A 23,659-nucleotide genomic window follows, 5' to 3' on the forward strand; every position below is an offset into this window, starting at 1 on the left:
CCTGAGGGATAGAGGCTGGACTGAAGAGGCGCGTAGTGCGGGACCTTGTGCGTCGATTGCCAGCCCCTCGGGTCGTGAACCTGCATCAGGAGCATGGAGCGGGCTCGGGATCTAACCTTCGCCGCAGAGCTCCGTGATCTGGTCGACGGCGCCCTGGACTGCGTCGGTGAGTCTGTCCTGGGCATCCTGGACCTGATAGAGCTCTCGCACCGTTCCGCTACCGCCGAGTGCGAACTTCGAAGGATCGAACTCGCTTAGTTCGTCCTCGGCCTTTTGCAAGATCTCGCCGAAGTTCTCGAGCTCTCCGACAAGGTCTTCATTGTTCACGTCCTCGCCCACCTTCGCAATGATGTCGTGTGTGGTGACGAAGTACTCCGACACTCCGGCGTCGTCACCCCTGAGGATGGACGCGACAGCTTCCCGAACGCTGGTCTTAGCGTTGACGTTCAGTGCGCGCTCCTTGTCCATCACGACCTGGCAGGCAGCCTTAGTGCTCTGGCCCTGGGCGCATGCCGACAACGCGGCACTCACCCCGACCACCAGGAATAACCCGCTGAGGCGGTGCAGTCGTCTCTTCATATGCGAGTTTCCTCATCTCTGTATATCGTCAGCCGCCCCAATTTCGCGCTGCACGGACATGGCTGCTCTTATTCTGGTTTGCTCAATTTCCTCGAAACGCCGATGCTCAACGACGCGTCTCGATGTCAGGTTCTGAGGGATGGAGGCGCGCCCGAAGAAGTACCGTGATCGGGGCCTTGAGTGATCGTTGAGGCCCCCTGCGCTTGTGCGAATTGCCGATTGAGTTAGCGCACACTCCGTGTCGTTCTATGCTCGTGTAACGATGGGCAGTGCAGCGATGATGGTGAGATGTCATGTTGGCGACATCAGGGTATGTACTGTGGTGGGTTCGGGTCTATGTATTCCTCTTCGAACTGAAAGTCGTTCATGACGCCCTGCTGATCGATAAAGAGACTGGCTTCGGGGCCGTTCTCCAACCCTTGACCACCCGGCAGCGGGTCCTCACAGGAAACCGTCACAGACACCATTTCGTCGTTGGCTTTCACCGTGTCAGGATCGGGCTTGCACTTCGATTTTTCGCCGACAACTCCATTTCCGATGTCTTCGAGATAGTTGCTCCCCGACATATCATGAGGCGGGATCGCCTCTGCCACTTCGTCAGAATGACCATTTGTGAAGTTCTCGACTGCCCAATATAAGGCCTGCCGATGGTCCTCGGGCATCTTCCCGGCACCTCCGCACGCTGTCAGAGCTGCCAGCATTAGTGCTGTCGCGGTCAGAGCTACAGGTCTCGTGTACTTCATCATTTGTCCTTTGTCGCAGGTCGACCGTCACACAGCCTCTCTAGGCACATGATAAGACGGGAAGTTGTTAGGTCTATGGTGACTACAGACTGACTACGCTCGGTTGTTCAATAGTCAACAGTGCTTGTTTGTCGGCGCGAAATCACGTAATAAGTGTTGGGATAACCCTCATGCCCGAGTTTTACGTCGGACCCACAATCCTTCGGCATCCTGTTTGGTGCTGACCTGCGCATATGTGCGACAACGACGATTCGCCGCACCCATGCGTGCCGGGTGCGGCGAATCCTGATATTGGTGGCAACTGTGCCATGACGAATGCCAAGATGATTCCTCCCATGTAATCTCTTGATTTCGCCAATTTATCACGGCTTTGGGTTCAAATCTTCGGTGGCATATCTCCTACATCTGGTGTCATTGATGAACGGGCGGGACGACCCACGACCGGAGATTCCGGCTTGAAAGGTTCCCGCCGCGGCTCTGCCGGCCGAGGTGGCTGGGGTGTTGGAATCGGCTCAGCTCGCGGTTCCGGCTGGGGTTCAGGGACCGGCTGCGAATCCGGCTGGGGTTCAGGGACCGGCTGCGAATCCGGCTGGATCGGTTGCGGCTGGGCCACCGGCTGTTGGGGCTGGACCGGCTGAGTTGGGCCAGCGGGCGGACCGTTGACGTTTGGGGCTCCACCCGACATTGCCTCACCGGTCGTTGGAATGTCCGCATATGGATCGTCGAAGTACTTACCTTCCTGTGCATCGATGAACTGGTCTTCGGCGAACTGGTCTGGACGAGTGTTCTCCGACGCCCGCGGATCCATCTGGTGATCGCGATTTCCGCCCGCGTTAACCTCGTTGATGTTGACCGGTCCAGGCATATCACTATTGATGACCCCAGCTGAGGCCTGCTGGGCCATGCTGGCCATAGTCATGCCGGCATCAGCTTTAGCCGCCGACGCCTGCTGCCCGGCGATTGCGGCACTGCCTGCGGTGTTCATCAAATGCGACTTCATTTCCTTGTGAGAGTCGACAGCGGCTCGACGATCTCGGCGAATGGCCTGACCTTCTTTGAACTTTTGCAGTCCTGAAGACTCGCGGGCCTTCAGCGCGTCCTTGGCATCGGACTTCGCTCCGGCGATGCCTCTGCTGGCATCCTCCTTGGCGTAGTTCTTGAGCATAGTCTCGCGTTGCTTGGCATCCTTTCGCTCGAACTGCCGGGCACGTTTGGTTTCCTGACGCATCGCCTTGTTGTTTGCATTAGCCTCCTTGCGAGCCGTCTCGTCGCCCTCTCGCTTGGACTTGGCCTCACCAAATGACATCGGAGTACGTGGAGGCAGCAGAGTGTCATCGATGCTCGCATTCGCGGCATCGTTGGGCCCGCGAGTCCCATCTGCTCCGGCGCCAAGACCACGAGCACCAGCGCCGGCCACTGCGGGGGTCTTCGGGCCCGACAGACCCTTGGGATCCATTCCATCTTCGCCATCGAGACCGCGGTTGCTGTTGGGAATGTCGCCAGAGCCCTTGTCACCACCCGACCCCAGTCCGGAAAGCGGGTTGCGACCACCAGGGCCGCCCTTCCCACCTCCTTCGCCGCCACCGGTCAAGGCATTCGCTCCCTCTCCGAAGGCTTCGCCGGTTGGCTTGCCACCTGCCCACGCCATCGCGCCAGACGGCGTGAACGGAGACGGTTTCTTGAACCACTTCTTGAACATGATGTGCAAGACCACAATGGCTAGGATCGGAGCAAAACCGGTCCACAGCATCGCCGCCAAAGATCCGCGTCCCAAAAGCTCGAGTCCGCCTGCCGTGAGTACCGAGGCAATCATGGTCACCACAATGAAGATCAGCGAGGCGAAGACAGACACAATCGTGGCCCCGACGAACGTCAACGCGGTCTCTTTGACTGCCGAAGCAATCGCAAACGGCAGGACATCCTTGATGATGGCTGCAATCAAGGCAATGAGTGCGACGACGAGCATAACCTTTGCCCCGAGGATGAGGACCGAGATGAGTCCGAATGCGAACATGGTCAAGGTCGCTGCCAGCAGGTAGAAGAGCGTCATGGTCTGGAATCCACCGCGGTCATAACCCATAAAGCGCTGGACGAAGCTGTTCACACCAGGGTCGGCGCCGAACTGTTCTGAGATACTTTTTTGACCTTCGGTGGAAGGTGTAATCGCTTCCGGTAGCGATTTGTCACTCGCAGCCTTGTTATACCAGTCGTCACAATTAATGTGCTTTGCGTCCTTACCCAGAGCCCGCTTCCATGCAGCACTGAGTGACCAGTTGTCATCCTCGTCGAGGGTGCACGCAGCCCACATGAACTGGCTTGTCGAGCGCTCCTGCGGGTCGGGGTAGCTCCCCCACGGCGACAAGCTGGTGGGCTTTAGATCGTGGTCTTCCAGCGGGGCGAGGTATCGCTCATTGGCTGGAATATTCCCGAGGTCGTCGAGGAGTCGGCAGTAGGTTCGAGACTCGTACGTGTCCATGTCTGTACCGTATTGCGAGGTCATCCACGCCATGAGACCCGTGTTTTCCCACATCGCCGAGATCGTCTGAGCCGTCGAGGCGTTGCCACCGGCCTTCTTGGCATAGTGCTTGTAGGCATCCTGCATGGACTGTCGCTGGGCCCAGCACGAGTTGACCTTCTCGTGGTAACCGTCCTCGGAGTTGGGATGGAAGGGTTCGAGCGTCTCTGTGACCAATCCTTGCACTGGGTCAGCCAGCGTCTCGACGGATGTGGTCAGGGTCTTGCCCACCCACCACGGGGAGCCGGTGCCAGGTTTCGCGTCATTCGTCTTCCCATCCTTGACTGTGTCTTGAGCTCCGGAGGTGAGGACGACGAAGACGACGACGAGGATGAGGGGCTTGAGCAGGAGGGAAAACAAGCTCACACCCGCCCCACCGCGCCGGTAGTAGCGCCAGGCGGCGATGACGATGGCGGCAACGACGGTGAGGCCGACGAAGCCGTTGAGGAGCATTTCTCCGATCTTGGCGAACGACAGGTCGACGTAGTATCCGGCAACGTCGAGGAAATCGAAGTCTGAGGCGGTGCGGGCCAACGTGGTCGTCATCGAGAATTCGCCGTTGCCCACAGCCATCACACCGCCGTTGATGATGGCGTGCGAGTTTGCTTGGGCGTTCGACATCTGGTTGCCGGCAACGTTGTTGAAGATGGTCGTGGTGGCGTTGTCCCAGCGGTAGAGAGGCAAGAGACGTGAGCTCCACGTCTGGGAGCCCAGCTTTTCCTTGTTGGACGTGTCTGAGAAGAACTGGTGCCATGGTTCGGTCCACGATTTCTTACCGACAGTCTTCACACACCCTGGATCATCGACAATGCCTTCTTTGTGATCCTTGAGGTCGGGCTCAGCGAAGCAGTTCTCGTACCAGCCTCCCTTTGTCGGGTCATCTTTGTCATCACCGGCTGCCAGGATGAAGTCGCTGGAGGCCTGAATCGAGGTCCGGTGGCCCGAGGTGTCAGCGAGGTCTCCTCCGATCCAGTCTTCAGGTGTATCAGCCGAGGGTGCGGCACCGATGATGAATGAGAGCAGAACGGCCCCGAGCAGTGACCACTGGAGAGCACGAAGGAGCCGGTCTCTGAAATCAAAGCCGGATGCTTTTGAAGCTGCGGTGGAACGCGCGGCCTTTGCCTTCGGTGCTGGTAGATCCAGCGTGGTGCGGGGAACGAACGCCATAACTTACAGGAACCCTTCAAGAGCGTCGTCGACACGTCCGAGATCGGTTGTGCCTGGGGGAGTGGCGGGTGCCGAGGTTGAGGTCTTCTTGGCCTTCCCGCGCTTCTTCCGTGGCGGGGGATCGGGTGTCTCCGTGTCGGCCGACAGCTCCGGCAACGGGCCGTCGAGCTCGAGCCCATCGAAGCCGGGGTCACTGACTTCAGAGACTGTGAGGTGGCCGGCGACCGCGGCCATTTCGACCTCGTCGGCGTTGGGGGCATGAGGGTTTCGTCGCCCGAACTTGCGAGGCTTGGCAGGAGGAGTCGCCTTGAAGTGGGGCAATTCGGTGCTGCGCCGAGTGATGGACTGAGCATCCTCGTCGCCGACAAGATCAGAGAAGATGTCGTGGACCTCATCGATGTCTCCCGAACCGAGCCCAGGCATAGATGAGGCCTTGTTCATCTCCCGGTTGCCTACATCAGTAACGACAGTCGAACGGTAGATGACGCCGGGGGAGTAGGCGGCGACGGGGATGCGCTTTCCGCACAGGATGAACTCGTTCTCAATGGCTGTCACTGAGTCGTAGACCGTCTTGTACAACCGCTGCTTCAATCCGGTGCGGGACCGCCACTCGACCATGACGATGATGGAGACGATGACGAAGGCAAATGCGCCAAACGCGTATACCCCGAGGAGGGGGGCAGTGATCGCCATGGCAATGATGCCGGGGAAGAAGCCAGCGACGGCCAGGTAGACGTAGCGGCGAGGTACTTCTGTTCCCCACATGACCGTTGTTCGCCCAGTCTGTGCTTCCTTGCCCGTGAGGTCGGTGAGAGTGAAGATGATCGGATACGTCTTCTTCTCATCTGTACTGGCCATCAGCAATCACCTCCATTTTCTCCTCGTCAGCCCTTGCCCACATGGGCAAGGGCTTGCCTGGTCCTGCCTGCGCGGTCAGAAGATCTTTTCGAACAGGCGGATACCGACATTGCCGACGAGGTCAGCCACACCCAGAGCAAGTGGAAGGATCACCGACGGTGCGGCCATGAGGGTGCCGACGACGAGTGCGCCGATGAGGAACTTCGTCCGGCCCTGATGAGCGTTTCCACCGCCACCACCGCCACCATCACCGCGGCGCTTGGCCCAGATGAAGCCGACAATGGCTGCGATGACGATGATGGTGCCGAAGATGCCAAGCAGCTTGGTGACATCAGAGTCTCCGGAGATGGCTGACCAGATGGTGTCCCAGTTGCCTCGGAGGTTGAGTTCTGCTGCCATGATGACGGGTTCTGAGGGGGTCACTGTTCTTTCCTAACTTTCGCGTACGAGGACCAGGCTTTGATGCCTCTACTACTGTCTATGCGCCGATTTTCGTCGCAGTCTCGATACTGCCTAGAACCACGCGAACGAGGGCTGAGGATCTTGGGCCTGCGCATCGTGAGTTGACGCCTTCGGCTTGGTTTTCACACCTTCGTCTTTGTTGTTCGTGGCCGTGTCAGAGACAGCTGCGCTGCCTGTCCACAAATCCCAGGCGTACTCGCCGTCACCGGTTGAAAGAGCATCGACGATCGCATCCTTCTGGTCGACTGACAGGGTGTTGCGGCCTGACCAGGGAGTGAAGAGCGCCTGGGTGCCATCAGTGGAATAGCCGTTGTTGTGGTCCTGCATCGCCTCGTGGATTCCCTGGGACTCGAGAACTTTACGAGCAGCGTTGCGGCGGTGGGACTTCACCGAGTTGGGAACGACTGCCGGCGCCCCGTGGTGGGCAAGAATTGCAGTGGAAGCTTTACGGCGCAGACCGTAGGCGTTGTGCATCCCTCGTTCCTCAGCCTCGCTCAGCAATGCCTCAGATCCTGCGACCTCCGGTGCCTCACTGGTGAAGTAGGCCTCTTCGGCTGAGTCCACGTTCGCGGAATTGAGCTCGGCGACCAGGGTGATGTCATCTGTGGCTGAGACTGTCATCTTCGACCGCGCCAGGCGGTCCTTACTGGGGCGATCATGCTTGTCTTTCGAGGCCCGGACCTCTTCGGTAATGCGATCGACTTCTGACGGGCGAAGACTGCGGCCCAAGTTCTGAGACATTGCCGCTGACCTGGCGTCGATCTCCGAACGGGTCTTGATCGTGCGGTAGTCAGACCCGTTGCGGAAAGCCTCGGCAAAACAGTTCTTCACCAGCTTCGTCACATACGCCTTTGGATTCTTCGCACGCTTGCCATCAGCAATGGATTCCATGACCTTGACGTAGGAGTTCTGCATCATCTCCTCGCGCGTGTAGTCCGGGTTCGACGAAGAGGCGCCGTAGCGGTTCCAGAGGTAGTTGACCGGCTTCTCAACATGGGAGAGGTGATCGTTGGTCAGAGGCTGGCCAGCATCACCGTCGTCATCGGTGTCGACAATGAGATCGGAGACATCAGGACGTGACCGGGCCGATTGCGCGAACTGGCCGCCTTCGGGGATACCAGCCTGGACACGGTTGGTTGTGAAAGTGCTCATGCCCGGTATACGTGCGGCAAAATGACAATCCGTCACAGGACGCCGGTAGCTTCGCGTCAGAATTGGCCCTGATGCCGGGGTCAGGGCGGCTATACACGGTGGTGAGCCTGCTGTCGGAGATGTCCTTCATCCGAGGTCTTGACTCAAATCAAAAGCGCTGAAATGGTGTCTAAAACCGAACATAGGCTTATACATTCGAATTTCACGCGCCAGATTCCAGGCCAAGGGGGTTCGTCTAGTCACAAGCTCAAATTGAGAGGAACGTGATCGTCATGGCTGATGGGCGCGACGACGTACAAGAGATTCAAGCTTGGTTGAACAGCGTTTTTGGTTCGAACTCAGAGTGGGAGAGCCTCGACGAGGATGGAATCGCTGGGTGGGGGACTATCCGAGGCATCATTCGTGGCTTGCAACTGGAGCTCGGATTCTCCGGCACTGACGTTGATGGCGTCTTCGGCAATGACCTCAAGGCTGCCGTGCCCGACCTCACGCCACCGACCAGTGAAGACCAGACATTCATTTCCATCGCGCAGTCAGCACTGCGGGTGAAAGGCTACAACGCTCCGGCTGTTGGGACGGGAGAGTTCGGCCACTTCTCCGACCTCACTGTAGAGGCGCTGCGGACGATGTGCGATGACGCAAATTATCACGCAACTGAAAACGACTACGGCAACCCAGTGATCACCGACGAAATCTGGAAGGGGCTGTGCAGTCAGGACGCGTACGTCCTCGTCTCAGGTGGGGACACCGAAATTCGGACCATCCAGAGGCGCCTAAACGGACCCGGATATCAGCCGCAGCTCGGACTCGCGCCAGCCGACGGTATTGTCACGCCACAGATGACGCGAGCATTGATCAGCGCCGTACAGCTCATTTCAGGCATCAAGAATCCAGACGGGTATTGGGGCGACAACACTCAGGCTGAGATCCCGTCTGTCATGACAGAGCAGGACGATTCTTCAGGCGTTTGGGCTGATGTCTTGACTTATGGCCTTTACTTGAACGGATTCGATTTCGTGAATGTGCAGTCTCCAAACTGGATCGATTTGGAGAGGACCCTGTATCAGTTCGCGAGCTTTATGCGCCTCAACGTTATTGGGGAAGGAGTGGCGACGGAAGACATGATCACGGCTCTTTTCATTAGCCACGGAAATCAGTCGCGCGGCTTCGACGACATCATCGCCGAGCCTGGAGAGCACGTGATGGGAATCGATCTTGCGACTCGGTTGGAAGACAAGACCGACACGTTCTCGAATGACGATGCGGCGCTGAGTTCGATGCACATCTCGTTCGTTGGCCGGTATATGCAAAACGCTCCGGACCCGGTGCTCGATAAGGAGATGACTCTCGAGGAGATCGACCAGCTTCTTGAGATGACCGTTGAGGACCCCGACACCGGCATGATCATCGGCTTCGGTATCGCTCCAATATGGCAAACCTCAGCCAATGGCCCCGACTATTTCATTCCGGGGAGAGGGACCACAGACGCACAACTGGCTCACACTAGGGCTGACGCACTCGGGATGCCGGGCGACGTGACCATCTTCTATGCAGTTGATTTCGACGCTTTCGGATCCACGATTGCGGATCTCATCGTGCCGTACTTCGAGGAGCTCAATGCTGAATCAACAGCTCTGGGCAGTAACCCGGTAGGTGTTTATGGTCCCAGAGCTGTGTGCAACGAACTTCACGACAAAGGCTTGGCCTCGGCGAGCTTCGTCGGCAACCTGTCGTACGGATGGACTGGAAATCTCGGACAGCCAATGCCAGATAACTGGGCAATCGACCAGTTCAATGAGATCGACGTCATGCTGGTCGACGACGATGACGGTACAAGCGAAACAGTCGGCGCCGACCAACTCATCCGCAATCCTGCCAACGGGAAACTGTGGACTCGTATGTCTAGGTAGTCGTGCCTAGCGGTTCTGATAGTAGAACTTGAGGTCATCGAAAGCGGGGGCTCTCTTTGGCGTGCCAGGGTCCCCGCTTTCGACTTTCTGCTGACGCTTTACGTACCGGTCGGGCATCCCTTCGATACGGGCTTGTCGGATGGTGAGGCTCACTTTTCCGAATTCAGGTTCGCGATAGAACTCTTCGTCGGACGTAATCTCCCACACTGACGCCTCCTGATTGTTGCCGGCGTCGCGATTGCCGATGAATCGCACAGTGGTGTCGAGTGCGTCCTCACAAACAGTGTGTGCTCCATCTCGGTGGATGGGTTGGAATGCAAACCTTGTCAGGTCGTCGGCTTTCAATGGGAGGCTTGAACTCTTCAGCGCGACAAGGATCAGGCGGTTCGGGTCGAATTCGTGCGAGTAGTTGTCCCATCCGTCCGAGCGAGTGTCGTCATACGACACCTCATCCATATTTGGAGACCCGGCGAATACAGGGGAGATGTTGACATTGACGCTGCTGCTGTCAGTCCAGACGGGCTCTCTCAGGCCGTCGCCTGACTGAGAGCACGCATTCTTAGGAGTCCGTGACGCTGGCGTGTCTTTGGAGGACTTCGAGTAGGTCCGCTCCTCACTCGATTCTTCTCCTTTGACGGGAGGCCCGTTGGGTTCCGGGGTGCACCCAGCCAAGAGGGTTGATACACATGCGAGTGCGGTGAAACTTAGTGCCATTGCTCTGTACTGCATAATGAGTCCACTGTACTCATTTTGTCGTGGGCGAGGGCCTGGTGGGCGACCGGTGCCGGTTCGGCAGTGCGATGACGCGTTGTGAGCCAAGAACGTCAGTGATCATGGCCTTGATCAAAGAAGCCCTTCTGGGCCTCTTCGCTCGTGCCCTCACCGTCGACCAGCCATTTGTCACCAGACTTGACCACGGTGACGACTGAGAAGTCGCCTGTGAGGAAGCGGCCGCCATCGGACTCGTTGACCAGCTGATATTGGACATAGACCCGGTAGGTCTTCGCATCGTCCTTCTGGACGTAAGTGTTATCGAACTCCGGGAACTCGCTCATATGGCGACGTTCCATTTCGCTGACCATCGTCCCACCATCATCGGGATCGACACCTTTGGTGCGGGAGTCATAGAACTTCGAAGTCGAGAACTCTTTGATGGCATCCACCCACGGATTCGGAGAATCGTCTTCGTATGACAGGCTCACGTAGGCGCGAGTGAAGTCTTTGGCGACCTCTTGAACCGCGTCTTCTTCAGCACTGGCCGGATCCTGAGTCTCCTCGGGTGCCGGTGTCGCCTCCTCTTCGACGTCGCCTTCAGAGATTGGAGTGGGAGCCGGGCCGGCATCGTCTTCGTCGGCCTCGGGGCCTGAGAAAACGAGGAAGGCAGCAACGATGATTGCGATGATAGCCGCTGGAATGCCGATGACGATGAGGCTTGTCTTGAGGTTCATAGCTGTCCTTGTCCATCGGTGTTGTCATAAGCGTCAAAGTGGTCGACTTTCCACGGCTGCTTGTCCTTGCCGCGGCTGATGGCCAGGTCGAGCATGAACGTAACCTCGGTCGTCTCTGAGCCCTCGATTTCAAGGGTGAGATCGAAGGTCGGCATCTTGAGGTTCTTCGCCGCGCCTTCACCGAGCTCCCCACCATCACCGACGGCGGTTGCTTCGATGCCGGTCACTTGCCCCTCATGACCGATGACTTCGTCCCAGTCAAAGCTCTCAGGCACTGTGGGAACGACGGCGCCCATGGATGAGAACTGGCCCTTGAGGTCACCAGTCATGAGCTGCGTGCAATTGCCCACAGCATCGGAGACCGAATGCTGCTTCGCCCCATTGAAGGTGTAGAGGCAGCCGATCGCCTGCTCGGCGGCCTTGGTCTCATCTGTGCTGAGCTTCTTGACCACGGCGGGCGTAATCGAAACCGGTGTCTCCTCTTCTGTCTCACCAGTGGGTTCTTCGTTTCCAGGTTGGGCCTGCGTGGCCTGTTCCGGTGCGCCGGGGTCTCGTGAGAGTGTGTCGTCATCGCCGGACTGGCATCCGGCCAGTGCCAACGTCAGTCCCATGAGACTCGCAGCGGCTGTCAGAGGTAGGCGCTTAGTGCTTGAGTGAGAAGTGAACATGGTCCTTATGATTCTGTGTTGGCGATCCGCGGTCTTCCATCTGTTTCCAGTCATCAGGGGCCTTGCCCGGATACCAGATCTTCTGATCCCAGATGACGTACTTCATGTTCAGCTCCTTGGCGTTTTGTTGCAGATACTTCGCCACTCGGTCGCCGAGCTCGGCGTCATTCTTGCCGGAGTCGTTGATCATGATGTCAAGGGCGTTGCCGGTGTAGTGGTCGGATTTGTTGCCGATCCACGATGATTTGCGCACACCGCCGAAGGACTTCAGTTCCTTTTCGTCGAACTCACCACAGATGGCTCGTGCGAGACGGATAATGCCGGGCTGGGCGCCTTCGATCTGTTTCTCAATTCGTGGGCACTCCTCATTGCTGAGATCCCCGCTCGTGGCCTTATCGCCAGGCTCTTTGCCCGCTGTCTCGCAGGCGGCGTTGTCAGCGCCTCCATTGTCGGGCTTGGGCTTGTTCCCGCCGACCTTGGCACCGTTGGAGTTGAGGAACTCGTCAGCATCGGCAGTGTTGTGCTCTCGACCTGGGCCTGTGAACTCACTGGTGCGCAACTCCAAATGCAGGTGCGGGCCAGTGCCGATGCCGGTGTTGCCGGAGACTCCGATGATGTCGCCAGCCTGAACCTTGTCACCGACTTTGACGTTCTGCTTGTCCTGGTGGGCATAGGCGTAGCCAAGGGTTTCGCCCTTCCACGTTCCCTTCACGATCGTGTAGTTGCCGTAGCCGTTCATCCACCCGGAGAAGGTCACTGTGCCATCGAACATGGCCGGCAGGTCGGTGCCGATGGGCATTCCGTAGTCGGTGCCTGCGTGGAACTTGCCCCAGCGGGCCTTGCGGTCAGAGGTTTTGGGGTGCTTGCCCTGAGGCTTGACCAGCTTGCCCGAGGACTCGCCGCCGTCGCTGCCCGAGTCATCACCGGAATCTCCTGGCTCATCGGCGACAGTGTCAGCGTTGCCTCCGTCGGACTTCCCACCGGGCTCGCCACCGCCGTATTCCTTGAATTTCTTGCGGAACTCAGAGAGATAGCTCATCGTTACTGCGGGCAGATCGGGGTATTTCTGCAGATTGCCCTCACCGGAGTTGTGGGCAATCATCAACGCTTCGAGCTCTGTGAGGTCTTTCGTGTAAGCGGCGCCCGGATTGGCTTTGCGCATACCGCGGACTGTGGCCAATCGCTTGTCGAAATACTTCGCCCCGTATTCGGAGTGGATGAGGGGTTCTTTGACGTCCCAGGTGCCGTTGTTGTTCTTGTCGGTGGAGAATCCGCCCCCGTAGATTTCCGTCCAGATGGCCTCATTGATCTGGAAGAGACCCCATGTGCCGCCGTTGCTGTCGCTGGCGAAGATGTCGGGACGGAAGTCGGTTTCGCGGTCCATGATGTAGGCGAAGAATGCGGCAGGGATCTTCGCCTTCGAGGATGCGGCTGCCTTCTCGATCCACGGGATTGCCTTCTTCGGCACACCCTTGCCATCAAATGATCCACCGTCACCGGAGCCCGACCCGCCTCCTGGAGGCTCGCAGTCGACGCCGAACCACCAGTTCTGGGCATTCTTGACCAAGGTCTCGGCAGTGTCCTCGATGCCAGTCAGCGGCAGCTTCTTCACCGCGTTGGTGTAGACATCGACCATTGAAGCGTTCTCATCTCGGGCGGTGTCAGGAATGTAGCCTTTGCCCTTGCCATCGCGGTGTGCGCCGTGGGACAAGGTAGCGATGAGTCCCGGCTTCTTGGTGTTCTGCTTGATCTCTTTGGCTACGACCTCGGCCATGAACGTTTCGAAGGCAGCATCGTTGACGAGATCGCCTTTATCGGCGCCGAGGGATTCGACCTTCTCCAGATCAACGTCGTAACTCAGCGTTCCAGTGATCTCATCATCGCTCTTGGCTGCGACGGGGACTGCAAGGGGAGCCGATGTCGGTGATTGACTCAGAGTCGTTGCAGCAATATTTGTGGGATCAAAGCTTTGAGGCTCGACAGTCTTGGTGTCCTCATCGCCGGAATCGTCGCTGTCGTCAGAGCCGTCGTCATCGCCGCTGGGCACATCAGCAGTTTCTGGCTTGGCCCAGTACTTGTCGATGATCGACATGCCCAGCGAGAATTCAATATCCTGGCCCTTGCCGTCGAACATGTGCACGGCTTTGTTGCCCACACTTCTGGCGTGGTCGTGGATGGATTCCGTGACAGTAGTCGATGTCTCGTCGACCTTGTCCTTGATCTTGCCTTTGACCCATTTGCCGCCCTTGTAGGCGAAGACGCCTGTGTCTTTGACCTGCTCGACACCGGCTCCAGCAGCGTCACCAGAGATGGCCCGTTGGTAGTTCTCATATGTGCCGAAGGCGAATTCGCCCAGGGTTGAATCACCGATCGACTTCAGTGACGTTGTGAGCATGGTCAGAGCCATGAAACCGGCGATGAGTGCCAGAGCACCTGCACCGGCGAGGCCGAAGATCCCGACCTTGAGGGTGTTCTTAAACGTCCGGGTCTTGAAAACGCCTTTGAGCGCACCGACGCTGGCTTTGACGCCGATGGTCGTCAGCTCGCCCTTACCGGTCTTGGCGCCGTCGTAGGCTCCGCGCGCAGTTTCTTTGGCGACCGTGGAGATATCAGACTTAGCTGCCTTGCCTGCCGATGTCTTCGGGTTCCACTTCGTCATCCCGGTGGCTGAAGCCATGCGGCCAGCAGGTCCGCCCAAACCCTTTGCGGGGTCGTCTAGGGCCTGATCGATGGCGGTATCGGCAGTGCCGATGACATGAGCATCGACGGACTTCTCGCCTTTGCCAAGTGGATTGGTGGCACCTGAGCGATCCGGCGACTTGTCAGCGGGGGAGGAATCGGGTCCAGGCGAGCTCGTTGATGGCTTGGCATCGGGGGTCGAGGAGTTGGTCTTCTTCGGGCTCAGACCATCGGGCGTCGAGGGGGTCTTGCCCTCTCCCGATTTGGCGTCGGCGGAGGCGAGATCGCTGATGGCACCGGTGCCTGTGGCAAGTCCTTCACCAATGCTGTCGGTGACCTTGTCGATACCAGTGGCGTCTGGATCCTTCGTATTGAGTTTGCCGCCCGTGGCCTGAGCCTGATCGATGTTGTCTGCTAAGTCGTTGAGGCTTCGAGTCTTGTCCTCGCTGGACGGCAGAGGAGAGGATTCCGCGGCACCGGCAGCTTTTCGTAAGCCATCGGTTGTCTTCTGCGAATCGTAGGCAGGGCGGGCTGGGGTCGAGGGAGCAGAACCCTCTGGGCCGGTTGATTCCTGCCGATTCGCAGCCTCTTCGTCGAGAGCAGCCTGCTTGCGCTTGGCGCGTTCGGAGTCAGTGGGCGCAAACAGGCGACCGCTATCGCCCGAGCCGCTTGAAGTCGGCCCAAGCGCGGGTGTTGGCGGCCCATTCGTCGTCTTGTCGTCGTTGGTCAAAATTCCCCCTCAACCTTGTCTATGCGCCGAAAATCGTTGCAGTGCTCAAACCCCCTGATATCGCTGGCCCGGCCGGATCGGGATGCCGTCGGGGAAGTAGCGGCGTCGACGCATGGCAATAAGGAAAGTCGTGAGACGGGTGGGCACATGGTTGGACTTGGCGAGATTGCATTTGGCGCACGCGGCGACATAGTTGTCCATCGTCGTTGCCCCACCGCGTGACCAGGGGAAGAAGTGGTCACCGTGTTCGGCTCGGCGCCGGCACCGTTTAAGGCCGAAGAATTTCGGCATCTCGCACCGGTTCTCGGCCCGGACCATTCCCTCTCGGCGTTGGTCGGAAGTGAAGAGCCGGGTGGGGTCAGTCGTCGACGTTCGCCGTGCCATCGTTCGGGCAAAGATGATCACGGCGAGAACGGCCACCAGGAGGAGTGTTGCCATCGTGTGTGCTGACAACCAGGTCATCGCCGTTCCAATGACGTCGATGAGGCTACCGGCTCGGTCGATGAGAGCATCGATGTCGAGATCCATTACTCGTCCTCAGTGGGGTGGTCTGCCAGCCACTTCTTTACGTTGGGCAGTGACCTCAGTCGGGACAAGACGTTCTTTTGGTCGTCGGGAATGGGAACCCAGAAGTCGTCGTCGTCTTCGCGCTCATCGATGATGTCCAAGGGCGATGAGTCGATAATCTCGATGGCGAATCCTCCGATCGATGTTGCCTCGAGCGCGATGTCGGTGTGCATACCAGTTCCGAGGAGTCGGAGCCCTGTCGTGTGATCGGCCAGACGGAACCAGTGAACAATTCCGAGGCACCTTGTCGCCATGCATTCACAGGGCAGATGGGCTGCCAGATATGGCGCTCCGGTTTCGGGGTCGTGGGCGACGATGGAAAGTCGTGGGCTTGCCCCAACGGTGTTGCTCTGTCCGATGTAGAGCATGATCTCGCCGTCTTCGGAGGTGATCTGTTCGAAGTCGTTCATTTTTCATTCCTCTTCGCTGGTATCGGTTTTGGTCTCTGCCCAGGCCGGATCACTGGGATCGCCGAGGTCTTCGTAGGCGTGGATGATGTCGAGGAGGACGCGAAGGAACCCGACATACTCTGTCCGAATCTCGGTGAACAGGTCGGTCAGGTCTGGCATGATCTCGTTGATGAACCCGTCATGGGTGCCGGAGAAGTTCTCGACCTTCGCCCGATGCTCGCTCAGCACGTCGACCATCGTGGTGTAGCCCTCTGGCAGGTTGAAGTCGGAGGCATCGACACTGCGATACATCACCTCGGCCATCTTCAGCAGTGACGTCACCTCAGTACGCAACGGGGTGAGCGAGTCCCCGTTGTGGGCCGGGTCTTTGTAGCGGACGGGGTCTGAGAACACATCGAGGATGGTCAGTGAGTCCTCGGCCACCCTGTAGTAGGAAGCACCCAACAGAGGTTCGCGGATCTCGGTCGTCGTTAGCAGCGCCCAGTCCTGGGCTTCGGGGTAGGCGAAGTACGGGCTGAGGTCGATGGAGTCGAGCACTGGATCTGCCTCACCTGCCAGCCAGGCAGCAACTCGCGAGTGCGTGCGTTCATCGGTTGAATCGAGTCCGTAGAGTCCGAGCACATCGAGCCAGCCACCGGTTGCTGTGTCATATATGCCCGCTGCCGAGAGTTCGAGGAAGATGCGCACCATCGCCGATTCGCTGTCTTCGATGGCATCGACGTAACCGTTGTCATTTTCTGAGAACCGGGGTTTGGTGAGTTCCGTCGGCAACCACATGATCGGATGCCACATGAACGAGGCGTTGATGTGTCTGAACCGTTTGCGGATGTCATAGTCATCGCCGGGGTGAATGAGGTGGGGATGGAAGAAGGGCAGAGGCAGCTTCGACATCGGCGAAGTCATCAGCTCTTCGTGATCGATGCCCGAGGCCTCGTGGAAGGCCATGTAGAGCTTCGATGTCGTCACCGGGTCACGGGGGAGGAGTGCCCAATCGTCGGCACGCAGAAGGAATTGCCTGCGTGGGGCATCGGCCGACAGGTCTTGGCGGGTGGCGCTATACAAATTCAAGGGTGTCTCCTTTTGCGTGTGTGGGCATCGGCAGGGTGTGGGACTCAGTCAGGGCCCGATACGAGGCCTCGAAGGCTTCGAATGTGCCCACGATCGTCACCGGGTCGCTGGTCAGCGTTGCCCACCGGTTTCGGCGGGGGTGGGTTCGGTAACCGTGTGGTCCGACGTCGTCGGCAATCCAGGCCTTGAGTTTCGAGATGGTTCCGAAGTCGGCGACAGGATCGACACCAGGTATGACCAAGGCCATGTCAGGGGTGTAGGAAGCAAGGACTCGCACACTGTCTTTGCGAGCTCCTTCGATGATCGACATCCCGACGCCGTAGTCCTTGAAACCATTGGCAGCCTGCGCGGCGGCTCCATAGGCGGCCTGCCTCACGGCACCACCGAGGTTGGAGGCCTTGAAGTACTTGACTTGGACGGCGAATCCGTCGAGGACGAAGAGGTCACCGCGATCATGGGGTTGGCCAGCATTCTTCCCGCGTTGCGCACCGGGAACGAGGTGATCGGCAAGCCGGGCCTCGAAGAGAGCGAGGACTTCACGCTCGCCGCGGTCGCCCTTGTTCTTGGAGGAGTTCATGACGATACGTGTTCCTTTCGGACTGGTTGATTGGGGTCAAGGCCGTCTGTGGCTACGTGGTCGCACCAGGCGGGAAGGCTGCGTTCTTCGACGTCGAGTCCTGCCCGAATGGCGGCCTTGATACCCAGGCTCATGCCGGGTGTGATCCCGCGATCGACGTAGACGGCAACACCTTGAGCTCCGGCCATCCATTCGAGATTCGCCTCGATGCCCACTCCGCGCTCGTATTCCTTGGAATCGTCGAGGACACCTGGCTGGGTATAGAGCATGTGGGAGGCGAACGGCGCCTCTCCGCGCATGAGCGAGTCGCGCATCGCCGCCCTGGCGTAGGCCAAGTTCGTCGGGGTATCACCAGCGAACGGAGATTCGAGGACCATCCGCCTCACCGCCTGGCCCCGGCGACGTCAGCGGATGGTTCATCAGAGTTCGAGGCCCGTAGTACCGCAAGGGCGTTGTCTTGGTGCCCGGCATCGATGCTCTCCGATAGTGAGTCCAGTAGGTTCATCGACGACTTGTGCGAATCTGCCAGGGCTTTGATGACGGGGAAGACTGGCCCGTTCGTTGCACGCCAGTTGGTTACGGCATCGTTGGCAGCGTAGGAGGTGGTCATGAGGTTGAGCAGATCGCCGGCATCGACGGTGATCTTCGTGGAGGTATTGGTGGGGTTCGTTGTCATACTCCATACAGAGGACGCCTATGCCCGTGGCTACTCAAAACGACAACTAATGCAAGCAGAATCGGATATCAGCTTGAATGTTCGAATGTATGGAGGGAATAAAAATCCGGCCTCCTGGAAGAAGGCCGGATTGGTGTGAGTGAGGTCAGGATCGGCGGGCGGTGATGAGCTCTCGGCGCAGTCTCTCGCGCGGACCAGTCATGACTCTCACGCTTGACCGGGCGCTACAGTGTTCAACGGCTGCCGATGTCTCGGGGGAGTACTCTCGACCCAGTGACGGCGATGGTGTCGGGGCGAACGGGGCGGGCATGTTCCTGATCGTCACGACCTCGGATTGGCCTGAGCGGGTGAGGATCTGTGAGACCGAATATGACGGACCGATCGGCAGGCGTCCAGCAGCAAGTCCGGCGTCGAGAAAATCACGCGTCGGTCCATCATCAGGGCCGAAGTCTTCTTCGCCGTCCAGGCTGAAACCACTGACGTTGGGGCGTGTTTTGGCAGTCTCGGCGTACTGACCACCATCGGGGACTCCTGAGCCAATTCGATTCTGCACATTTCCATTGTGCCTTATCTGCCTGCCTTGGTCGGGCGATTCGCCGCTTGACGCTCCTTTTCGCGTTGCCGGAATCGGGCATCGTCCTCGTCTTCGATCCGTGAGAAGGCGTAGAAATTCGTCTCGAAGTAGTCGGTCATGGAGTCTGACTCGTCCATTCGATACGAGTTGGAGATCCGGTCGATGCGGTCCTTCAGTTCGGCTGCTTCCGGGCGGTGGCGCCTGCCAAGATAGGCCGGTTCCATGTCGTCGGCGGGTGCATAGATCTGGTCGTTGGTGAGACCTTGGACCTCAATGCTCATGGCCGATGCGCTGGACTTACGCACACTGTAGGTGAGGTCGTTGGGCAGGTATCCAGTCGTCTTGGCGTCTTTGATGTCGGCCCGGATAGCCTTGGCCGCCTCAGTCGTCGACATGCCCTGCTCGTATCGGCTCCCATACATCGCGGGAGACTGATACCCGTACCGGTTGTCGGAGACCCTGACTCCACCCGGATTGAAAGGTCGCCGAGAGACATTGAGAATGCCCATTGCAGTGTCATTGTCTTCAACGGCCTGAGCAATGATCTCCTCGTCCTCGCCTGGCTCGCCATTGTCGCCGGCCTCCAGGTAGCGATTCAGGACCTCCTGGCGATCCTGGTCAGTAAGGCTCGGGAGCCGGGACTTCAGATGCTGAGCCGCTGACTGCCTGTCTTCACCGCTGTCAGAGGCCCACCGGGCGTCGAAGAAGGCGTTGCGGGTGCGCGGATGGACGAATCCGGGCAAGTCGATGGCACTGGGATTGTCGGGGTGTTTGCCGGGCAAGACGGTGCCAGCCATTGACTCCGAGTCGCTGGCGATATGGCGGGCTGGTGGCTCGGGCTCCTCGAAGTCATCGATCGTGAGCTCGGGTGGGTCGTCGGTAAAGGAATCATAGAATCCGCCGAGGCCATCAATGCTGGGTCGAGCCTTCGTTGACTCGGCGAACTGGCCGCCTTCGGGGATACCGGACTGGACGCGGTTGAGATTGCTCATACCCTCACTACGTGCGGCAACGTGAAGATACACCACCGCCCACCTCGTGCGGCGTGCCGGGCACACAAGGTGGGCGGTGATGGGAGAGGCGGACGGCCAAGGGTAGGAGAACACTGGATTGGCCGCCCGTACCAGCTATAGAGAACGCTGCCAGTCGTGGTTGCGCATAAATTGGAAGAAGGACAGCCCGCGCTCCTTGCTTTCGAAACGCGAACCATCCTTCACCGACTACTGATATGGGCCTGTGGCATGGCTCACGCTCGGGTGGTTTGCGGGCCAGACGGAGAGGAAGGGCGACCCGTGCATGGGAGTACACGCGCCGCCCTTCAAATCTCATTGTCGTGGGGTTCTCTGGTGGCTCGTTAGTCCTTCTTACTCCGACGAAGCGTCAACAAAATAGTCATCGTGCCACCAACGACGAGAACTAGTCCGGCGATGAGCCCGGTGAGACTGGCACCAGTGAAAGGCAGCGTGGAAGTCGCTGACTTGTCTGTCTCATCGTCGCCCCTTGTATCGGCCGAAGTGCTATCAACTGATGTGTTTGAACCATCACTGGATGAGCTCGAGGTGCTGGCACCGTCTGACGTCGCCGAGGCAATTGCGCCCGCTGAGCCAGAATCTTCGTCTGTGGTCTCATCCGGTCTGGGATCACTGTCGCCTTCGTCGCTGTCATCCTCGCCGGGGGCTGGAGGCTCGCCTCCATCTGATGATGAGTCTGCATCGGCCCCCGTCTCATCAGTCCCGTCCTTTCCTGATGCATCGTCATTGGCGCCAGAGGCATCATCTGAAGCGTCGGTGGTTGCTGCTGAATCCTTCTCCGCACCTTGATCGCCGTCGTCACCCCCAGCGTCGGCTGAGTCGTCTTGATCGGCGTTGCTGCTGGGGTCTTCGACCTCGGTGACAGTGAATGTGCCGGTGGCTGAGCCGTCGCCGCACGTAGCTCGAACACTGTATTTGCCGACGTAGAGGTTGGGGTCCTCGGATTCGAGTGCGAAGATGCTGACCGCACCGGTGCCCTGGTCGTCGATCGCGACATCGGTTTCAAAGGCTTTGACGTCGAGATCGTCGGCTGGACTGACGATAATGTGGGCCCCTTTCTCCGGTGCGCAACCGGAGATTGTCATGACCGGCGCCAAGTCCTCGTCAGTGAAGTCCGTTGCCGAGACTGTGGCTGGCTCGATATCGAGACCAACGGCGATGTCGGCCTCAGTGACAGTGAACGTTCCTGTTTGGGAAGTATCCCCACACGCTGCTGTGACGGTGTAGTCGCCGACGAACGCAGAAAGTTCGTTCTCACCCTGACTGGCGGAGATTTTCAGTGCGGCGTTGCCGATGTCGTTGGTTGGCACTGTCTCCTCCAGCAGCGGGACCTTCGGATCTTCAGCGCGGGCGATTGTGAAAGTGACATCGGCTTTTGGTTCGCAGCCTGTCAGCTTCATGGACACTCCCTCGGCGGAGTTGGTGAAGTCTTCGGGGCTCAGTGATTGAGGGCTGATCTCAAGAGCCTGGTCGGCTTGTGCTTGCGCCAACTGTGCAGGTGCAGCAGGCACGTGTGCCGTATCTGCTGCATGGGCAGGAACTTGGGTTAGGACTGACATACCAAGGATCGCGGCAGCCGAAATTGTGACCACAGATAGGCGGGTAGTCTGGGCGCGGGGTTGGACGACATGGGGCATGGGACTCCTCGTATACATGTGTTGGACCTTCACTTCTTGCTATGCGCTGACAGCGACTCCAGGCCAGAGGGACACTGATGTCGACTGTGCTGCCGGATTTCTCATCTCCCGACAGGCATGGGCCCAGGAACGGCTGGGCGGAGTCTTTACCCGTCGTGATTGCCTCGTGCCAAATCTTTGGTCTCACGACGATCAGCGATGACGCTCACAAGTGCGATGATCGCGGAGCCGATGAGCACGACAAGTCCGATGATCCACCCGAATTGGTAAAGCGGTTCCACGGTGTATGTCAGGTAGGCGGCGAAGAGGCCGACCGCAGGCGCGTAAAACGCGAAGATCACTTGCGGACCGCCACCAGAGTCAATGCGCGGCAGAAAGAAGATGAGGAAGACAACGACAGTAGCGGCGAGGCCGAGCGCCGGAAGAATTGCGTTCAAATCGGTGGCTTGCCTAACGGTTTCTTCCCACTGCTGTTGCCAGTAGCCATTCCCGGCCCGCCCTTGGGAGAGGACGATTGTTGGCGCGTACATGTGGAGCACCTCTTCATTTCGCGTGCGGTGAACTCTGGGACATGTTGGCATCGGCAATAGAGGCTGAATCCGGCTGGGCTGCCGGCAGCGGTGGGTACTCCCATGTGCCGGAGTGCATGGTCACAATCACGGTTTCGCCGCGACGCTGATGAGCCATCCGATGCCGGGTGATGCCGTTGGGCTCGTACACCCGGTCGCAGTTGTGACAGGTGGGCATAATCTTCTCCTTGAACTTGTGAGAGGGATAGTTCTTATCCCAATCAGAATTGGGAACCTGACCTGGTGCTATGCGTTGCCCTGCTCGCGCAGCGAGTCGAGAATCCCCTGGGGCAAATCGGTCAGCCGCTGGACGATCGGTGACGGTGCGCGGCGATTCGACTGGTGATCATCGCTACGTCGGCTCTCTCGCATCATCTTCTCCACGTGTGCAGCGCCATAGCCGTTGAACATGGTCCAACTTTCATCAAGCAAGACCACCAATGCCTTCGGGTTTCGGCGTTGATGCTTTCGCACCTGGGCGGTGAGTATCTTGTTCTGCCTGCGGATTGGTTTCGGCGTGCACGACATGAGATCTCTTTCTCCTTTCGGATGATGGGCTCGTGTTTCTCACTTTCACCAGGAGTGGGAACCTGTCGTGGTTCGTGTCTATTACTTGAACATGCGCATGGTTGCCCTCACGCTGCCGCGCAGAATGTCATAGGAGCCACGCAGCACCCAGTAGGAGACAACGCGACGTCCCAGCCTTCCACCACGACGCCGGCCCTTGCCCAGCTGTGACTGAGGGAGAGGCTGACCCTTCTCATCGAGGCCCCGCTTGGCCATCTTCTTCACATGCTTGCGGTAGGCCTTCTGGTCCTTGTTCCAGGCTTTGGCTTCGTAGACGTCTCTGCCGTCGTAAAAGGCTGAGCTATGGTTGCGGCGCTGTGCATCGATGACTCCGGCAACGTTGGGATCTCCTTCGCGTTCCAGAGTGCCGAACGTTCTCGCGGGTACATTCGGGTTCGCTGCCACAGCTGCTCGAATGGCCGGGTTGGAGTGGGCGGAGAGATAGTTCAGCGCCTCAGGTCTCGCAGAGGGGTTAGCCGCGATCTCGGCCTGAACAGTGTCGTCTCGAACAGAGGCCAACTGCGACAGCGTCTCTGGTGGAGTCCTGGAGTTGGCAGCCACCGCTGCTGCGACAGCAGCGTTGTCCTCGCGCCCGGTCAGGCAGGCTCGCAGCTCATCGTCACCGGCTCGAGTCTTCGCGTATTGGATGACGGCGTGGTCGCTCATGTTCGGGTTCTCCAGCGCTGAGACCCTCACGAACGGGTCCGGGTCATCGCGCATCGTCACCAGCGCCCGCTCATCCATCGACTCATTGGCAGCGACGGCGCCACGCACCAGAGGCGATGGATGAGAGGCTAGTTCGGTCAGCTCCTCAGGATCAGTCGAATCCAGGGCCTGTTCCTCAGTCTCCAAGAGCTCACGGCGCTGCTCATCGCTCATCTGGGCAATCGAGTCCTCCAACGAGTCCATCGAAGCATCAGCATTGACTGAGGGCACGTATTCCTGAGACCACGTTTGGGCCAGGTTCTCATCCAGTGGTGGTAAGTCCGGACGCGACTTCGCGGCCTCAGAGAATTGCCCACCCTCGGGGATGCCTGCCTGTACGCGATTGAGATTGCTCATACCCTCACTA

24 protein-coding genes are annotated in these 23,659 nt (G+C 58.8%); 1 reads left to right on the forward strand and 23 read right to left on the reverse strand.

Translation table 11 applies throughout. From position 1 onward, the window contains the following. Positions 1–111: 111 nt before the first annotated feature. The 6 genes from INT29_RS18460 to INT29_RS18485 form a co-directional block, all read right to left on the reverse strand. Entirely contained in the window at positions 112–579 is a 468-nt protein-coding gene (locus INT29_RS18460; RefSeq protein ID WP_193072869.1) for a hypothetical protein, read from the reverse strand. Between the two features lie 305 nt (positions 580–884). After that, positions 885–1,325: a hypothetical protein gene (locus INT29_RS18465; RefSeq protein ID WP_193072872.1), complete on the reverse strand. Its 441-nt coding sequence runs from the start codon at positions 1,323–1,325 to the stop codon at positions 885–887. Positions 1,326–1,698: 373 nt separating this feature from the next. Next, a complete protein-coding gene (locus INT29_RS18470) occupies positions 1,699–5,004 on the reverse strand; it encodes a hypothetical protein (protein ID WP_193072874.1) in 3,306 nt (1,101 codons plus the stop codon). 3 nt (positions 5,005–5,007) lie between these two features. Then, positions 5,008–5,862, reverse strand: coding sequence for a hypothetical protein (locus INT29_RS18475; RefSeq protein ID WP_193072876.1), 855 nt, complete (start codon positions 5,860–5,862; stop codon positions 5,008–5,010). A gap of 75 nt (positions 5,863–5,937) precedes the next feature. Further along, entirely contained in the window at positions 5,938–6,285 is a 348-nt protein-coding gene (locus tag INT29_RS18480) for a hypothetical protein (RefSeq protein ID WP_143924337.1), read from the reverse strand. Between the two features lie 90 nt (positions 6,286–6,375). After that, positions 6,376–7,476 (reverse strand): hypothetical protein, encoded by a 1,101-nt coding sequence (locus tag INT29_RS18485; protein WP_193072878.1) that lies wholly within the window; start codon positions 7,474–7,476, stop codon positions 6,376–6,378. Positions 7,477–7,748: 272 nt separating this feature from the next. On the opposite strand from INT29_RS18485, the gene INT29_RS18490 reads away from it, so the two are divergent. Next, positions 7,749–9,386: a glycoside hydrolase domain-containing protein gene (locus INT29_RS18490; protein WP_193072880.1), complete on the forward strand. Its 1,638-nt coding sequence runs from the start codon at positions 7,749–7,751 to the stop codon at positions 9,384–9,386. A gap of 6 nt (positions 9,387–9,392) precedes the next feature. On the opposite strand, the gene INT29_RS18495 is transcribed toward INT29_RS18490, so the two are convergent. From INT29_RS18495 to INT29_RS18575, 17 genes are all read right to left on the reverse strand, one after another. Continuing rightward, positions 9,393–9,842, reverse strand: a complete 450-nt coding sequence (locus INT29_RS18495) for a hypothetical protein (protein ID WP_193072882.1) — start codon at positions 9,840–9,842, stop codon at positions 9,393–9,395. Positions 9,843–10,210: 368 nt separating this feature from the next. Continuing rightward, positions 10,211–10,834 (reverse strand): hypothetical protein, encoded by a 624-nt coding sequence (locus tag INT29_RS18500; protein WP_193072884.1) that lies wholly within the window; start codon positions 10,832–10,834, stop codon positions 10,211–10,213. After that, complete coding sequence (locus INT29_RS18505) at positions 10,831–11,502, reverse strand: hypothetical protein (RefSeq protein WP_193072886.1); 672 nt, start codon at positions 11,500–11,502, stop codon at positions 10,831–10,833. The genes INT29_RS18500 and INT29_RS18505 overlap by 4 nt, the downstream gene beginning before the upstream one ends. Next, entirely contained in the window at positions 11,477–14,911 is a 3,435-nt protein-coding gene (locus tag INT29_RS20700; protein ID WP_193072888.1) for a M23 family metallopeptidase, read from the reverse strand. The genes INT29_RS18505 and INT29_RS20700 overlap by 26 nt, the downstream gene beginning before the upstream one ends. Positions 14,912–14,956: 45 nt before the next feature. After that, positions 14,957–15,439, reverse strand: coding sequence for an HNH endonuclease (locus INT29_RS18515; protein ID WP_226831578.1), 483 nt, complete (start codon positions 15,437–15,439; stop codon positions 14,957–14,959). Continuing rightward, complete coding sequence (locus INT29_RS18520) at positions 15,439–15,888, reverse strand: hypothetical protein (protein ID WP_193072891.1); 450 nt, start codon at positions 15,886–15,888, stop codon at positions 15,439–15,441. Before INT29_RS18520 ends, INT29_RS18515 begins: the two co-directional genes overlap by 1 nt. A gap of 3 nt (positions 15,889–15,891) precedes the next feature. Next, complete coding sequence (locus INT29_RS18525; RefSeq protein ID WP_193072894.1) at positions 15,892–16,956, reverse strand: hypothetical protein; 1,065 nt, start codon at positions 16,954–16,956, stop codon at positions 15,892–15,894. Then, positions 16,943–17,533, reverse strand: coding sequence for a hypothetical protein (locus INT29_RS18530; protein ID WP_193072897.1), 591 nt, complete (start codon positions 17,531–17,533; stop codon positions 16,943–16,945). The genes INT29_RS18525 and INT29_RS18530 overlap by 14 nt, the downstream gene beginning before the upstream one ends. Then, on the reverse strand, positions 17,530–17,910 hold the full coding sequence (locus INT29_RS18535) for a hypothetical protein (RefSeq protein WP_193072900.1): 381 nt from the start codon (positions 17,908–17,910) through the stop codon (positions 17,530–17,532). Before INT29_RS18535 ends, INT29_RS18530 begins: the two co-directional genes overlap by 4 nt. Before the next feature lie 5 nt (positions 17,911–17,915). Further along, complete coding sequence (locus INT29_RS18540; protein ID WP_193072903.1) at positions 17,916–18,209, reverse strand: hypothetical protein; 294 nt, start codon at positions 18,207–18,209, stop codon at positions 17,916–17,918. Between the two features lie 145 nt (positions 18,210–18,354). Further along, positions 18,355–18,762, reverse strand: a complete 408-nt coding sequence (locus INT29_RS18545; protein ID WP_193072906.1) for a hypothetical protein — start codon at positions 18,760–18,762, stop codon at positions 18,355–18,357. Positions 18,763–18,776: 14 nt separating this feature from the next. Next, the gene (locus tag INT29_RS18550) at positions 18,777–19,775 is read right to left on the reverse strand and encodes a hypothetical protein (protein WP_193072909.1); all 999 of its coding nucleotides are present in this window, start codon (positions 19,773–19,775) and stop codon (positions 18,777–18,779) included. Positions 19,776–20,137: 362 nt separating this feature from the next. Next, positions 20,138–21,325, reverse strand: a complete 1,188-nt coding sequence (locus tag INT29_RS18555; RefSeq protein ID WP_193072911.1) for a hypothetical protein — start codon at positions 21,323–21,325, stop codon at positions 20,138–20,140. A gap of 272 nt (positions 21,326–21,597) precedes the next feature. Beyond that, positions 21,598–21,981: a hypothetical protein gene (locus tag INT29_RS18560; RefSeq protein ID WP_193072914.1), complete on the reverse strand. Its 384-nt coding sequence runs from the start codon at positions 21,979–21,981 to the stop codon at positions 21,598–21,600. Between the two features lie 13 nt (positions 21,982–21,994). Continuing rightward, on the reverse strand, positions 21,995–22,198 hold the full coding sequence (locus INT29_RS18565) for a hypothetical protein (RefSeq protein ID WP_193072916.1): 204 nt from the start codon (positions 22,196–22,198) through the stop codon (positions 21,995–21,997). Between the two features lie 68 nt (positions 22,199–22,266). Beyond that, entirely contained in the window at positions 22,267–22,548 is a 282-nt protein-coding gene (locus INT29_RS18570) for a hypothetical protein (protein ID WP_193072918.1), read from the reverse strand. A gap of 81 nt (positions 22,549–22,629) precedes the next feature. Next, positions 22,630–23,649, reverse strand: coding sequence for a hypothetical protein (locus INT29_RS18575; RefSeq protein WP_193072920.1), 1,020 nt, complete (start codon positions 23,647–23,649; stop codon positions 22,630–22,632). Positions 23,650–23,659 lie beyond the last annotated feature (10 nt).

Origin of the sequence: Brevibacterium sp. FME37 (assembly GCF_014897485.1) — a bacterium.
Lineage (GTDB): Bacteria > Actinomycetota > Actinomycetes > Actinomycetales > Brevibacteriaceae > Brevibacterium.

What these genes read in the sequence shown, in the direction of transcription:
- INT29_RS18460 (WP_193072869.1), bottom strand. Translation starts at nt 579, where the DNA reads ATGAAGAGACGACTGCACCGCCTCAGCGGGTTATTCCTGGTGGTCGGG.
- INT29_RS18570 (WP_193072918.1), bottom strand. Translation starts at nt 22,548, where the DNA reads ATGTCGTGCACGCCGAAACCAATCCGCAGGCAGAACAAGATACTCACC.
- INT29_RS18550 (WP_193072909.1), bottom strand. Translation starts at nt 19,775, where the DNA reads ATGAGCAATCTCAACCGCGTCCAGTCCGGTATCCCCGAAGGCGGCCAG.
- INT29_RS18495 (WP_193072882.1), bottom strand. Translation starts at nt 9,842, where the DNA reads ATGGATGAGGTGTCGTATGACGACACTCGCTCGGACGGATGGGACAAC.
- INT29_RS18520 (WP_193072891.1), bottom strand. Translation starts at nt 15,888, where the DNA reads ATGAACGACTTCGAACAGATCACCTCCGAAGACGGCGAGATCATGCTC.
- INT29_RS18465 (WP_193072872.1), bottom strand. Translation starts at nt 1,325, where the DNA reads ATGATGAAGTACACGAGACCTGTAGCTCTGACCGCGACAGCACTAATG.
- INT29_RS18470 (WP_193072874.1), bottom strand. Translation starts at nt 5,004, where the DNA reads ATGGCGTTCGTTCCCCGCACCACGCTGGATCTACCAGCACCGAAGGCA.
- INT29_RS18575 (WP_193072920.1), bottom strand. Translation starts at nt 23,649, where the DNA reads ATGAGCAATCTCAATCGCGTACAGGCAGGCATCCCCGAGGGTGGGCAA.
- INT29_RS18475 (WP_193072876.1), bottom strand. Translation starts at nt 5,862, where the DNA reads ATGGCCAGTACAGATGAGAAGAAGACGTATCCGATCATCTTCACTCTC.
- INT29_RS18565 (WP_193072916.1), bottom strand. Translation starts at nt 22,198, where the DNA reads ATGCCCACCTGTCACAACTGCGACCGGGTGTACGAGCCCAACGGCATC.
- INT29_RS18500 (WP_193072884.1), bottom strand. Translation starts at nt 10,834, where the DNA reads ATGAACCTCAAGACAAGCCTCATCGTCATCGGCATTCCAGCGGCTATC.
- INT29_RS18515 (WP_226831578.1), bottom strand. Translation starts at nt 15,439, where the DNA reads ATGGATCTCGACATCGATGCTCTCATCGACCGAGCCGGTAGCCTCATC.
- INT29_RS18560 (WP_193072914.1), bottom strand. Translation starts at nt 21,981, where the DNA reads ATGTACGCGCCAACAATCGTCCTCTCCCAAGGGCGGGCCGGGAATGGC.
- INT29_RS18540 (WP_193072903.1), bottom strand. Translation starts at nt 18,209, where the DNA reads ATGACAACGAACCCCACCAATACCTCCACGAAGATCACCGTCGATGCC.
- INT29_RS18485 (WP_193072878.1), bottom strand. Translation starts at nt 7,476, where the DNA reads ATGAGCACTTTCACAACCAACCGTGTCCAGGCTGGTATCCCCGAAGGC.
- INT29_RS18535 (WP_193072900.1), bottom strand. Translation starts at nt 17,910, where the DNA reads ATGGTCCTCGAATCTCCGTTCGCTGGTGATACCCCGACGAACTTGGCC.
- INT29_RS18505 (WP_193072886.1), bottom strand. Translation starts at nt 11,502, where the DNA reads ATGTTCACTTCTCACTCAAGCACTAAGCGCCTACCTCTGACAGCCGCT.
- INT29_RS18490 (WP_193072880.1), top strand. Translation starts at nt 7,749, where the DNA reads ATGGCTGATGGGCGCGACGACGTACAAGAGATTCAAGCTTGGTTGAAC.
- INT29_RS18530 (WP_193072897.1), bottom strand. Translation starts at nt 17,533, where the DNA reads ATGAACTCCTCCAAGAACAAGGGCGACCGCGGCGAGCGTGAAGTCCTC.